15 protein-coding genes, 2 tRNA genes and 1 pseudogene are annotated in these 11,631 nt (G+C 69.1%); 16 read left to right on the top strand and 2 right to left on the bottom strand.

Features of this window, described 5'->3' with window-relative positions; all coding sequences use genetic code 11:
• The 4 genes from VJS38_RS09945 to VJS38_RS09930 form a co-directional block, all read left to right on the top strand.
• The coding region (locus VJS38_RS09945) for a S16 family serine protease (protein ID WP_324087993.1) at positions 1 to 377 on the top strand (377 nt) is incomplete at its 5' end.
• A 173-nt stretch (positions 378 to 550) separates the two neighbouring features.
• Positions 551 to 826 (top strand): HU family DNA-binding protein, encoded by a 276-nt coding sequence (locus VJS38_RS09940; protein WP_324087992.1) that lies wholly within the window; start codon positions 551 to 553, stop codon positions 824 to 826.
• Between the two features lie 279 nt (positions 827 to 1,105).
• Entirely contained in the window at positions 1,106 to 1,681 is a 576-nt protein-coding gene (locus tag VJS38_RS09935; protein WP_324087991.1) for a TMEM165/GDT1 family protein, read from the top strand.
• A gap of 78 nt (positions 1,682 to 1,759) precedes the next feature.
• Positions 1,760 to 1,836 (top strand) — tRNA-Val (locus VJS38_RS09930).
• Positions 1,837 to 1,842: 6 nt separating this feature from the next.
• Here VJS38_RS09930 and VJS38_RS09925 read toward each other — a convergent pair.
• Positions 1,843 to 2,577, bottom strand: coding sequence for a class I SAM-dependent methyltransferase (locus tag VJS38_RS09925; protein ID WP_324087990.1), 735 nt, complete (start codon positions 2,575 to 2,577; stop codon positions 1,843 to 1,845).
• A 114-nt stretch (positions 2,578 to 2,691) separates the two neighbouring features.
• On the opposite strand from VJS38_RS09925, the gene VJS38_RS09920 reads away from it, so the two are divergent.
• The 5 genes from VJS38_RS09920 to VJS38_RS09900 all read left to right on the top strand — a co-directional run bounded on the left by VJS38_RS09920 (position 2,692) and on the right by VJS38_RS09900 (position 6,911).
• Positions 2,692 to 3,882, top strand: a complete 1,191-nt coding sequence (locus VJS38_RS09920; RefSeq protein ID WP_324087989.1) for a Gfo/Idh/MocA family oxidoreductase — start codon at positions 2,692 to 2,694, stop codon at positions 3,880 to 3,882.
• A 2-nt stretch (positions 3,883 to 3,884) separates the two neighbouring features.
• Positions 3,885 to 4,934, top strand: a complete 1,050-nt coding sequence (locus VJS38_RS09915; protein WP_324087988.1) for a Gfo/Idh/MocA family oxidoreductase — start codon at positions 3,885 to 3,887, stop codon at positions 4,932 to 4,934.
• A 165-nt stretch (positions 4,935 to 5,099) separates the two neighbouring features.
• Complete coding sequence (locus VJS38_RS09910) at positions 5,100 to 5,987, top strand: NAD-dependent epimerase/dehydratase family protein (protein WP_324087987.1); 888 nt, start codon at positions 5,100 to 5,102, stop codon at positions 5,985 to 5,987.
• Positions 5,988 to 6,045: 58 nt separating this feature from the next.
• Entirely contained in the window at positions 6,046 to 6,477 is a 432-nt protein-coding gene (locus VJS38_RS09905) for an MliC family protein (RefSeq protein ID WP_324087986.1), read from the top strand.
• Positions 6,474 to 6,911 carry a GFA family protein gene (locus VJS38_RS09900; RefSeq protein ID WP_324087985.1) on the top strand — a complete coding sequence of 146 codons (438 nt, stop codon included), beginning with the start codon at positions 6,474 to 6,476 and terminating at the stop codon, positions 6,909 to 6,911. Before VJS38_RS09905 ends, VJS38_RS09900 begins: the two co-directional genes overlap by 4 nt.
• Before the next feature lie 78 nt (positions 6,912 to 6,989).
• On the opposite strand, the gene VJS38_RS09895 is transcribed toward VJS38_RS09900, so the two are convergent.
• Positions 6,990 to 7,066: transfer RNA gene (locus tag VJS38_RS09895), tRNA-Asp, on the bottom strand.
• Positions 7,067 to 7,340: 274 nt separating this feature from the next.
• Here VJS38_RS09895 and VJS38_RS09890 point away from each other — a divergent pair.
• From VJS38_RS09890 to VJS38_RS09860, 7 genes and pseudogenes are all read left to right on the top strand, one after another.
• Positions 7,341 to 7,718, top strand: a complete 378-nt coding sequence (locus VJS38_RS09890; protein WP_324087984.1) for an NADH-quinone oxidoreductase subunit A — start codon at positions 7,341 to 7,343, stop codon at positions 7,716 to 7,718.
• A complete protein-coding gene (locus VJS38_RS09885; RefSeq protein WP_324087983.1) occupies positions 7,688 to 8,269 on the top strand; it encodes an NADH-quinone oxidoreductase subunit B in 582 nt (193 codons plus the stop codon). The genes VJS38_RS09890 and VJS38_RS09885 overlap by 31 nt, the downstream gene beginning before the upstream one ends.
• Positions 8,266 to 8,898, top strand: coding sequence for an NADH-quinone oxidoreductase subunit C (locus tag VJS38_RS09880; protein WP_324087982.1), 633 nt, complete (start codon positions 8,266 to 8,268; stop codon positions 8,896 to 8,898). The genes VJS38_RS09885 and VJS38_RS09880 overlap by 4 nt, the downstream gene beginning before the upstream one ends.
• Before the next feature lies 1 nt (position 8,899).
• Positions 8,900 to 10,153, top strand: a complete 1,254-nt coding sequence (locus VJS38_RS09875) for an NADH-quinone oxidoreductase subunit D (RefSeq protein WP_324087981.1) — start codon at positions 8,900 to 8,902, stop codon at positions 10,151 to 10,153.
• Positions 10,150 to 10,488 carry a nuclear transport factor 2 family protein gene (locus VJS38_RS09870; RefSeq protein WP_324087980.1) on the top strand — a complete coding sequence of 113 codons (339 nt, stop codon included), beginning with the start codon at positions 10,150 to 10,152 and terminating at the stop codon, positions 10,486 to 10,488. Before VJS38_RS09875 ends, VJS38_RS09870 begins: the two co-directional genes overlap by 4 nt.
• 7 nt (positions 10,489 to 10,495) lie before the next feature.
• A complete protein-coding gene (gene nuoE / locus VJS38_RS09865; RefSeq protein ID WP_324087979.1) occupies positions 10,496 to 11,158 on the top strand; it encodes an NADH-quinone oxidoreductase subunit NuoE in 663 nt (220 codons plus the stop codon).
• Positions 11,158 to 11,631 (top strand): annotated as a pseudogene (locus VJS38_RS09860) (NADH-quinone oxidoreductase subunit F); the annotation flags it as partial. The gene nuoE and the pseudogene VJS38_RS09860, both read left to right, overlap by 1 nt.

The raw sequence follows: 11,631 nt of genomic DNA, 5'->3' as shown, positions 1-11,631 counted from the left end.
CGTCCGCCGGCGCGGCCATGGCCACCGCGATCGTCTCGGTGCTCACCGGGATCCCGATCCGCAAGGAGATCGCCATGACCGGCGAAGTCACCCTGCGCGGCCGGGTCACCGCCATCGGCGGCCTGAAGGAGAAGCTGCTCGCGGCCCTCCGCTCGGGCGTCAAGACGGTGCTGATCCCGGTCGAGAACGAGAAGGATCTGGCGGACATCCCGGCCAATGTGAAGGAGGCGCTGGAGATCATCCCGGTCTCCACCATGGACGAAGTGCTGGCCAAGGCCCTGGTGCGTCAGCCGACGGCCATCGAATGGTCGGAAGAGGAAGAGCCGGCGGCGGTCGCGGCCGACGAGGCCGAGGTCGAGTCGGTCATCACGCACTGACACGCACTGATACGATCACATCATCTGACAACGGGGCGGCGCGGGAGAGATCCCGCGCCGCGCTCGTTTGACGTGTGTCTCGCCTCGGACATAATTTCGGCAGGCGAGGGGGTCGATTGCCGGCGGTCCCACCTTGCGCCGAAAACAACAAGGAAGGTGGGAGACTAACGCAGATGACCAAGTCGGAGCTGGTCGAGGCGATCGCCGACCGGGCAGGCCTCAACAGGACCCAAGCCAAGGACGCGCTGGAGGCGTTCATCGCCTCGGTCTCGCATTCGCTCAAGGCGGGACAGGAAGTGCGGCTGGTCGGCTTCGGCAGCTTCGTGCCGGTGAAGCGGCCGGCGGGAGCCGCGCGCAATCCCCGCACGGGCGAGCCCGTCGTCCGACCCGCGTCGCGGACGTGCAAGTTCAAGGCGGGCGAGGCGCTTAAGAACAGCCTCAACGCCTGACCGACGCGAATGTGGAGAGGGCCCATCACAGCCGTCTTTTCGTTTGTCAGACGTCTTTGCGGCGGCTAAGGACCCCGCATCTCGGGGAGTAGCCGTTCGCAAGACAGCGAAGCCCGCGTCAACAGACTTGCCCGCCTTGGCAGCTCAAGGGGGCATGGCGCGGCGGCGGATCCAGTTCGGATCCGGATTGGCGAGACCGACGATGCAGACCAACGCGCGGCGGGCCGGCGCGAGGTCTGGATCGTCGTGTGCGCGCCAGGCCCCGGAGCGACCTAGTCCATGAATCTCGAACCTATGCTGGTCTCGACCGGCGTCGTCGCCGTCGCCGAGATCGGCGACAAGACCCAGTTGCTCGCCATCGTGCTTGCGGCGAAGTTCCGCAAGCCCGCGCCGATCATCCTCGGCATCCTGGCGGCGACCCTGCTCAACCATGCCCTGGCGGCCAGCCTGGGCTACCTGGTGGCGCAGTGGTTGAGCGGCCGGATCTTTCAGATCGTCGTCGGGATCGCCTTCCTGGCCATGGCCGGCTGGGCGCTGATTCCCGACAAGGAAGACGAGGACGCGCTCAGCCGGTCGCGCGGCGGCGTCTTCCTGACGACGCTCATCTCCTTCTTCTTCGTCGAGATCGGCGACAAGACCCAGATCGCCACCTCGCTGCTGGCGGCGCGCTTCCACGAGATCTCGTTGATCGCGTTGGGCACGACGCTGGGCATGATGATCGCCAATGTGCCGGCGGTGCTGCTGGGCGAGGCGGCGACGCGCGTGATGCCGCTGAAGATCGTCCGGCTGATCGCGGCAGGCTTCTTCGTGGTCATCGGCGCCCTGGCGCTGCTGAACGCTTTCGGGGTCCTCTAGGCCGAAGCGTCGGCCTGTCCAAAGGCCGGCGCGGAAGGGCCTGACCATTTCAGCGATTTCCGCTAGAAGGCTCCGCGCGGGCGGCTAGCTCAGTTGGTCAGAGCACCTGGTTTACACCCAGGGGGTCACAGGTTCGAACCCTGTGCCGCCCACCAGCCGCCTCAGAAGCGTCGCCGCGCGCGCACGTAGACCTCGCTGTTCAGCCAGGCCGGCAGGCCGGGAAAGGGGCTTCCCGCCCGCCGTTCCAGTTCGAAGCGCGCGGCGATCGCCTGCACCAGCGGCCGATGGTCGAAACCAGCATGGTGAGGATAGTAGGCGCGGCCGGCGCTGATCTCGGCCACGGGGCGGGGGCGCGGCGGGGCGCCGAGCAGCGCCTGCAGGACCACCGCCGGACGCGCGTCGAATTCGGCCGGGCGCCGCAGGGCCCGGAAGATACCCTTGGCGAGGGCGGGCGGGCCGATCTCCACCGGCACGCCGATCAACGCATGGCCGCCGGGCCTCAGGACGCGGGCGATCTCGTCCAGCGCGCGCGCCGTCTCGGCCGGCGGCAGATGTTCGAAGACCTCGGTGCAGAACACGAGGTCGGCGCCCTCGGGGGGCAGGGCGGATTCGTCCTCGACCACCCGGGCCTGCACGACCCCGGCCAACAGGGCCTGGGCCTGGGCGGCGAGCTGGGGAGCGGGCTCGAAGCAGATCACCCGCGCCTGGGGCCAGAGCTCGGCGGCCGAGCGGCAGAGCGCGCCGTCGCCGCCGCCGTAATCGACGACCAGGCCAGGCGACAGATCCTGCGCCAGCCGCAGCGCGTCGGCCAGCCGGCGTCCCTGCACCGCCCGCTTCAGGGGATTGGGGTCCTCGCGGGTCAGCGCCGCATAGCTGGGGGCGGGGTCCGGGCTCAAGCTTGCGGCCCGATCTGCAGGTCCTGGCGCGTCACCGCCGCATATAGATCGGGGCGCCGGCGCAAGGGCAAGCCGAAAGCCGGAGGGAACCTTCAGTATGGCGGGAGGTTAAGCTTGCACTCCGCCGGTCGCCGACGGCGGACGGCGTTCTTCACGGCGAGCAACCAGCGGGTCGAGATGAAGATCGCCATCGTGGGCTGCGGCTACGTCGCAGACTTCTACATGACGACGCTGGCCAACCACCCGGAGCTGGAGCTGGGGGGCGTCTACGACCGCGATGCGGGCCGGCTCGCCGCGTTCAGCCGGCACTATGGGGCGAAGGCGTTCGGCAGCCTGGCGGCGCTGCTGGCCGACCGTGAGGTCGGCCTGGTGCTGAACCTTACGAATCCGCACAGCCATTTCGCGGTGACCAAGGCGGCGCTGGAAGCGGGCAAGCATGTCTATTCCGAGAAGCCGCTGGCCATGGCCTACGAGGACGCCGAGTCGCTGGTGGCGCTCGCCGAGGCCAAGGGTCTGTCGCTGAGCGGCGCGCCGGCCAGCAGCCTGGGCGAGGCGGGGGCGGCGGTGAAGGCGGCGGTCGCGGCCGGCAAGGTGGGCCGGGTGCGGCTGGTCTACGCCGAGCTCGAGGACGGGCCGGTGTTCCTCGAGCCGCTTCACAAGTGGCGCAGCGTCTCGGGCGCGCCGTGGCCGGCGCGGGACGAGTTCAAGGTCGGCTGCATCCTGGAGCACGCCGGCTACTACCTGACCTGGATGTGCGCGATGTTCGGTCCCGTCGAGCGGATGACGACCTTCGCCTCGCGCCGATACGACGACAAGCTCACCGGCCAGCCCCCGCCGGAGATCGCGGCCGACTTCTCCACCGCCTGCCTGGAGTTCGCCTCCGGAGTGGTGGCGCGGATCACCTGCGGCCTGGTCGCGCCGCAGGACCGCTCGCTGCACATCGTCGGCGACGAGGGCGTGCTGACGGTGATGGACGCGTGGGCGAGCCGGGGCGCGATCTACCTGCGCTCGCCGACCGGCGAGGATCCGGGTCTTGCGGGGCGGCTGCTGCACCGGCTGCAGCGCCATCTGCCGGGGCGCAGCTTTCTAGGCCGGAGGCTGCCCGTGGCGAAGTTCAAGGGGAAGCTGCCGGCCTATCCCTCCTGCATGGACTTCGCCCGTGGCCCGGCGTCGCAGGCCGCCGCGATCGCGCAGGGCGAGACGCCGCAGCTCTCCGCCCGCTTCGTGCTGCACATCACAGAGATCGCGCTCGCCATGCAGGGCGCGCTCGGCGGGGCGGTCGTTACGCTGCGGTCGCGGTTCTGACGGTGGGCAAGCAGGTTTCCTGGGGGATCGTCGGCGCGGGCGCCATCGCCCAGCGCTTCGCCAGCGACCTTCTGCGCCGGCCGGACGCGCGGCTGACGGCCGTCGCCGCACGCCGCGAGCCCAGCGCCCAGGCGTTCGCCCAGGCGTTCGGCGTGCCGAATGCGCACACCGGCGTCGAGGCTTTGGCGGCGCGGTCCGACGTCGACATCGTCTACATCGCCACGCCCAACGCCGACCACCTGGCCAGCGCGCTCGCCTGCATCGCCGCGCGCAAGGCGGTGCTGATCGAAAAGCCCATCGCCGTGACGGCGCAGCAGGCCAGGACGATCGCGGTCGCCGCGGCAGAGGCCGGGGTCTTCTGCATGGAGGCCATGTGGATGCGGTTCACCCCGGGGGTGGTCCGCGCCAAGGCGATGATCGAGGCCGGCGAGATCGGCGAGGCGCTGCACCTGGACGCGCGGCTGTTCTACCCCCAGGCTCTCGATCCCGCGGACCGCTTCCACGATCCGGCGCTGGGCGGCGGGGTCCTTCTGGACCTGGGCGTCTATCCGGTCTCGCTGGCGCTGCACCTGTTCGGCCGGCCCGGCAGCGTGACGGGCGCGACGCTGACGGGCGATGCGGCCGTGGAGCGCCAGGCGGCGATGGCCCTGGCGTGGCCGGGGCGGACGGCGACCCTGGCCTGCGGCTTCACGGGCGAGGGGGACAACGCCGCCGTGGTGGTCGGAAGCCGCGGCCACCTCCACCTGCACCGTCAGTTCATCTGTCCCCCGTTTCTGACGCGGTTGCGCACCGACGACCCCGCGGCCGCAGGCGTGAGGCGGCCGCCCAGGCGCCAGGGCGTCAGCCGGCTGGCCTTCGCCAAGCGCCTGCTGCAGCCGCTCGATCCCAGGCGAACGGCCTTCGCGCCGACGCCGTTCGAAGGCTTCGGCCTCGGCCATCAGGTGGCTGAAGCGCACCGCTGTCTGGCGGCCGGCTTGCTGGAGAGCCCCGTCATGCCGCTGGCTGAAAGCGTCGCCGTCCTGGAGGTCCTGGAGCAGGTCGGCGCAAGTTGACGCGCCCCGCGGAGGGATAAAGACGGCCGCGAACCATCCGCGCGGCAGAAACCGACACGGCTTTGCCATATGAACGCGCTCAGAATTTTGATTCTGGGGCGGGTTGCAGACAGGCGCATCGGCCTGATTGCATAGCGCTCCTGGGTAGGGGCAAGTCGAAAGCCGATGAGTCTTCACCGTCTCCGTGAGCCCGTGCTGGTGCTCGGCGCGACCAGCTTGGTCGGGCGCTATTTGCTGCCTCGCCTTATCGACCAGCGCACGGTGACGCTCGCACTCAGCCGCCGGGCGCAGGACGAGGAGACCCGCGTGCGCTGGATCGCCGGCGATCTGGAGAGGCCCGTGGAGATCGCCTTCCCCTTCGCCGAGACGGTGCTGAGCCTGTGCCCGATCTGGCTTCTGCCGCCGGCGCTGCCGGCCCTGGCCGCGGCGGGCGTGCGGCGGCTGGTGGCCTTCTCGTCGACCAGCGTGAGCGGCAAGGCGCAGTCGTCGAACGCCGAGGAGCGCGCGCTCGCCGCCAGGATCGCTGAGGCGGAGACGGACGTGCGCCGGCTCTGCGAGGCTCACCAGATCGCCTGGACCCTGCTGCGGCCGACCCTGATCTATTCCGAGGGGCACGACGGCAACGTCAGCCGGCTGGCGGGCCTGGCCGAGCGCTTCAAGGTGCTGCCGCTCGCCGGCCCCGGGCGCGGGCTTCGCCAGCCGGTTCACGCCGAGGACCTGGCCTGGGCGGCGATGGCGGCGGCGTCTTCCCCGCTGACGCCGGGACGCACCTACGACCTGCCCGGCGGCGAGACCTTGACCTACAAGGCGATGGTGGAGCGGATCTTCCTCGGGCTGGACCGCACGCCGCGGATCATCTGCGCGCCGATCGTTCTCTGGCGTCTCGGCCTGCGCCTCGCCGGCGACCGGCTGCCCGGGGCGACGGCGGCGATGGGCGAGCGCATGAACCAGGATCTCACTTTCGACGGCGCGCCGGCGGCGCGGGACTTCGGCTGGGCGCCGCGGATGTTCAAGCCGGTGTTCCCGCACGCCGAGGAATCGCGCGCCGCCTGACCGCTTCTCGTCGGCGCGAGGAGGCGCCAGGATCGCCGCTTCAGCGGAGGGGCCGAAGATGATGCGTGGAGCTGGCCTTCTCATCTTGGCGCTGGCCCTGGCCGGCTGCGAGCCCGCGGCCAAGCCGTCGATGAGCGCGACCAGGCCGCCGGCCCCGCCGGCGGGGGCCGTGAACCCCGACGCCGGCGTGCGCACCTACGCCTGCGCGGACGGCCGCAGGGTCCAGGCCGGCTATCCGGACCACGACACCGCCGTCGTCGACGTCGGCGGGCACGCCTATCCGCTGAAGGCGGCGGTCTCTGCCGACGGCGTCCGCTATGTCGGCTTCGGCCTGCAGTGGTGGACCAAGGGTATGAACGAGGCGCGGCTTTCGCGCCTGAGGGACGGCGAGACCGTCGCCAGCGACCCGGGCGTACTGTGCCGCGCCGCCCCCGGCGCCCTGCCGAACGACAACCGCCCGATGGCCAAACCAAGCGAGGAGGGGACATGAAGGGGGACATGAAGGACGTGCAGGTGCGCGAAGGCGGCTGTGCGTGCGGCGAGGTGCGGTTCCGCATCGGCGCGCCGATCCTCGGCATGGCCGTCTGCTATTGCCGGGAATGCCAGCGCGCCTCCGGCGGCGGGCCCAACTATGTCGTGCTGGCGCCCAGGGAAGCCTTCGCGGTCATCAAGGGCGAGGCGCGGGTGCATCACGTCACGGCCGCAAGCGGCAATGACATCGGCCGCGCCTTTTGCGGGACCTGTGGCTCACCGCTCTGGTCGGCGACCACCGACGGCACGCCCTTCCTGCCGGTGAAGGCCGGCGCGCTCGACGATCCCTCGGACCTCGTCCCGACCTCGGCGGTCTTCACCTGCGAGGCTCAGCCGTGGCATCTGCAGCACGCGGGCGTGCGCAGCTTCGAAAAGATGCCGCCGCGCCGTTGAGGGCGCCACGGTGGAGCTGTTCAGGAATGGAGCGTCGCACGAATGGAGCGTCGCACGCCGGCGTCGCCATCCGAAGGATGGCGCGAGTGACGGGGCTCGAACCCGCGACCTCCGGCGTGACAGGCCGGCGCTCTAACCAACTGAGCTACACCCGCTTGCGGGCCCGGTGGGGCCGTGCGAGGCGCGCCTGATACGTCCCGCTCGGAATCGTGTCAACGGCAGAGTGCGACGCAGGCCAGGACTCTGTGGATAGGTCGCGATCTCCCGGGGTAGACCGCCGGTGCGGACGCACGCCGAGCGGGCGCCTGCGCCCTGCAAAACGGGTGCGTGGCGGCACGCCCCGGCGCCGCCGAACAGCGACATCAAAGCCGCGTTTGAATCGTCAGGATGGGTGGTCTAGAAGGGCGCGCGACTCCCTCCGAGGACTCCATGAACGCCTTTCTTCTGCAGTACCTGCCCATCGTGATCTTCCTGGGGATCGCGGCGGTGCTGGGCATCGCCTTCATCCTGGCCGCCGCCGTGCTGGCCCCCAAGGCGCCCGACCCCGAGAAGCTGTCCTCCTACGAGTGCGGCTTCAACGCCTTCGACGACGCGCGGATGAAGTTCGACGTCCGCTTCTACCTGGTGTCGATCCTGTTCATCATCTTCGACCTGGAAGTTGCGTTCCTGTTCCCGTGGGCGGTCACGCTGATGAAGCTGCCGGCGGCCGTGTCGCACTTCGCCTTCTGGTCGATGATGGCTTTCCTGGGCGTCCTGACCGTCGGCTTCATCTACGAGTGGAAGAAGGGAGCCCTGGAATGGGAGTGATCGTTCCCGCGGGCGCCGCCGGCCGGACCGCCGTCGAGGGCTACGACCCGAAAAAGCACGACCCCTATTTCGACGGGGTCTCGCAGCAGCTGGCCGACAAGGGCTTCGTCACCGCGGCCGCCGACGACCTGATCACCTGGGCGCGCACCGGCTCGCTGATGTGGATGACCTTCGGCCTGGCGTGTTGCGCCGTCGAGATGATTCAGGCGTCCATGCCGCGCTATGACCTCGAGCGTTACGGCGCGGCGCCGCGGGCAAGCCCGCGCCAGTCGGACGTGATGATCGTGGCGGGCACCCTGGTGAACAAGATGGCTCCGGCGCTCCGCAAGGTCTACGACCAGATGCCTGAGCCGCGCTACGTCATCTCCATGGGCAGCTGCGCCAACGGCGGCGGCTACTACTACTTCAGCTATTCGACGGTGCGCGGCTGCGACCGGGTGGTGCCGGTGGACATCTATGTCCCGGGCTGCCCGCCGACCGCCGAGTCGCTGGTTTACGGGATCTTGCAGTTGCAGAAGAAGATCCGCCGCACCGGGACGATCGTGCGATGAGCTGGCCCCATTCCCACGCCCAGCTGGAAGAGCTTGGCCAGGCCCTCGTCGCCAACGGCGCGGGCCTGTTCACCGCCTATGAGGTCGGTTTCGGCGACCTGACCGTGACCGCCCAGCTGCCGCGGATCGTCGAGGCGATGGCGCGCTTGCGCGACGGCGAGCGCTTCGAGGTGCTGATCGACGTCTGCGGGGTGGACTATCCCGAGCGCGAGCGGCGCTTCGACGTGGTCTACCACCTGTTGTCGATGAGCCGGAACCTGCGCCTGCGGGTCAAGGTGCAGACGGACGAGGACACCGCGGTCCCGTCGATCACGCCGGTCTATCCGAACGCCGACTGGTACGAGCGCGAGACGTTCGACATGTACGGCGTCTTCTTCGACGGCCACCCGGACCTGCGCCGGATCCTCACCGACTACGGCTTCCACGGCCATCCGCTGCGGAAGGACTTCCCGATGACCGGCTATGTCGAGGTCCGCTACGACGACGAGCTGAAGCGCGTGGTCTACGAGCCGGTGCAGTCGGTCGAGTGGCGCAACTGGGACTTCCTGTCGCCGTGGGAAGGCGTCGAGCGCGGCGTGAACCCGCTTCCCGGTGACGAGAAGGCGGCCGACGCCGCCAAGGGAGGCTGAGATGGACGGCGAACACACCAGCGTCGCTGCGATCAACGCCGCCGACGTGACCGAAACCGGCATCGGCGAGACGGGCGAGACCAAGATCCGGCGGTTCAACATCAATTTCGGCCCGCAGCACCCGGCGGCGCACGGCGTGCTGCGCCTGGTGCTAGAGCTGGACGGCGAGGTGGTCGAGCGGGTCGACCCGCACATCGGCCTGCTGCACCGCGGCACCGAGAAGCTGATGGAATCTCGGCCGTACGCCCAGAACATCCCTTACTTCGACCGCCTGGACTATGTGGCGCCGATGAACCAGGAGCACGCCTTCGTGCTCGCCATCGAGCGGATGCTGGGCATCGAGGTTCCGATCCGCGGCCAGCTGATCCGGGTGCTCTACTCGGAGATGGGCCGGGTCCTGAACCATCTGCTGAACGTCACCACCCAGGCGATGGACGTGGGCGCGCTCACCCCGCCGCTCTGGGGCTTCGAGCAGCGTGAGAAGCTGATGGTGTTCTATGAGCGCGCGTCCGGTGCGCGCCTGCACGCCAACTACTTCCGCGTCGGCGGCGTCCGCCAGGACCTGCCGCCGGAGCTGGTGCAGGACATCTCCGACTGGTGCGACCAGTTCCCGAGGGTGCTGGACGACATCGAAGGCCTGATCACCGACAACCGCATCTTCAAGCAGCGCAACGTCGACATCGGCGTGGTGACCAAGGACCAGGCGCTGGCCTGGGGCTTCTCGGGCGTGATGGTGCGCGGCTCGGGCGTTCCGTGGGACCTGCGCCGCAGCCAGCCGTACGAGTGCTACAACGACTTCGAGTTCGACGTGCCCCTCGGCGTCAACGGCGACTGCTATGACCGCTACCTCTGCCGGATGGAAGAGATGCGGCAGTCGACGAAGATCATGAAGGAAGCGGCCCTGCGCCTGCAGAAGACGCCGGGCCTGGTGCTCTCCGACGACCACAAGGTCTCGCCCCCGCGTCGAGGCGAGATGAAGCGGTCGATGGAAGCCTTGATCCACCATTTCAAGCTCTACACCGAGGGTTACCGCACGCCGGTGGGCGACATCTACGCCGCGGTCGAGGCCCCCAAGGGCGAGTTCGGCGTGTACCTCGTGAGCGACGGCGCCAACCGGCCGTATCGCTGCAAGATCCGCGCGCCGGGCTTCCCGCATCTGCAGGCGATGGACTGGATGAACCGCGGCCACATGCTGGCCGACGTCTCCGCCATCCTCGGTTCCATCGACATCGTGTTCGGGGAGATCGACCGTTGACCGTTTCGAACGTCGATCTCGTCCAGGCTCAGCTGGACGCTTACAACGCCCAGGATCTGGACCGGTATTGCAGCTATTTCGCCGACGACATCCAGGTGGCTGACCTGAACAAGCCGCCGCACACCTCGGACATCGAGACCTACCGCAAGAATTACGCCGGCGTGTTCGCGAAATTCCCGGAGAACAAGGTCGAGCTGCTGAACCGCATGGTCTGCGGCGCGACCGTCATCGACCACGAGAAGGTCATCCGCAGCCCCGGCGGCGAGACCTTCGAGGTGATCGCCATCTACACCCTCGCGGACGGCAAGATCGCCCGCGTCGACTTCGTCAAGTGAGGCCGAATTGAGCGTCCGACGCCTTTCGCCGAACCAGCCCGAGAGCTTCGCCTTCAGCGCCGAGACGCTGAAGGAGGTCAATCGCTGGATCGCCAACTATCCGCCCGGCAAGCAGCAGTCGGCGGTGATCCCGCTGCTCTGGCTGGTCCAGAAGCAGGAAGGCTGGGTCTCCGAGCCGGCGATCCGCGTCGTCGCCGAGACGCTCGGCATGCCGGTCATCCGGGTGCTGGAGAACGCGACCTTCTACACCATGTTCATGCTGGAGCCCGTCGGCACGCATGCGCTGGTGCAGGTCTGCGGCACCACGCCCTGCATGCTCCGCGGCGCCGGCGAGCTGATCAAGGTCTGCAAGTCGAAGATCGGCCGGCACGACCACCGCTCGGCGGACGGCAAGTTCTACTGGCAGGAAGTCGAGTGCCTGGGCGCCTGCTCGAGCGCGCCGATGGCGGCCATCAACGACTACTACTACGAGGACCTGACGGCGGAGAGCTTCGAGAAGCTGCTGGACGCCTTCGCCGCCGGCGAAAAGCCTGCGCCGGGCTCGGCGATCGGCCGCCAATGCGCCGCGCCCGCGGGCGGGCCGCTGACGCTGACCGATCCTGCGCTCTACGACGGCTCGCGGGCCAAGAAGATCAAGATCCCCAACCTTCCGGCGAAGGAGAAGGCGTGATGGTTGGGATCCTGCAGGACCAGGACCGCATCTTCACCAACCTCTACGGCCTGCACGACTGGGGCCTGGAGGGCGCCAAGAAGCGCGGCGCGTGGAACGGCACGGCCGACATCGTCGCCCAGACGCCGGAATGGATCTGCGACCAGATCAAGGCCTCGGGTCTGCGCGGCCGGGGCGGGGCGGGGTTCGCCACCGGGCTGAAGTGGACCTTCATGCCCAAGCAGGAGAGCGAGCGGCCGCACTATCTGGTGGTCAACGCCGACGAATCCGAGCCGGGCGCCTGCAAGGACCGCGAGATCCTGCGCAACGACCCGCACCTGCTGATCGAAGGTTGCCTGATCGCCTGCCGGGCGATGCGGGCGCACACCGCCTACATCTATGTCCGCGGCGAGTACGTGCACGAGCGCGAGCGGCTGCAGGCGGCGATCAGGCAGGCCTATGAGGCCAAGCTGATCGGCCCCGGCAACATCCAC

The sequence above is a fragment of the Phenylobacterium sp. genome, from assembly GCF_035276905.1.
Lineage (GTDB): Bacteria > Pseudomonadota > Alphaproteobacteria > Caulobacterales > Caulobacteraceae > Phenylobacterium.
Note: the sequence above shows the minus strand (reverse complement) of the source record. Positions and strands in the feature narration are given on the sequence as shown.